Source organism: Pseudoalteromonas sp. RB2-MNA-CIBAN-0110 (genome assembly GCF_040309305.1).
GTDB lineage: Bacteria > Pseudomonadota > Gammaproteobacteria > Enterobacterales > Alteromonadaceae > Pseudoalteromonas > Pseudoalteromonas arctica.
In genome coordinates, this window is record NZ_JBEOOQ010000147.1 from 1 (window position 1) to 281 (window position 281).

Annotated in this window: 1 protein-coding gene; it reads left to right on the forward strand. The window is 44.8% G+C overall.

Translation table 11 applies throughout. The annotated features are described in order from the left end of the window. Positions 1–281 (forward strand): tryptophan 7-halogenase (locus AAEY68_RS20920; protein WP_350586810.1); only part of this gene is annotated, 281 nt, incomplete at both ends.

The following is a 281-nucleotide window of genomic DNA, read 5'->3' on the forward strand; positions in this document are numbered from 1 at the left end:
CCCTTATGAGGATGAAGATGAGAGCATTGCGTCTCACACAATTTCAACTGCGCAAGAAGCTGGTTGGATTTGGGATATAGGCTTGCAACACCGTCGTGGTGTTGGTTATGTGTATTCCAGTAAATATAGTACTGAAGCCCAAGCAAGAGAAAAACTCAAAGAGTACGTGGGCGATAAAATCGATTCACTCACCATCAGAAAAATCCCTATTAAAAGTGGCCAGCGCTCACACTTTTGGCAGAACAACTGTGTTGCAGTTGGGCTTTCGGCTGGCTTTTTGG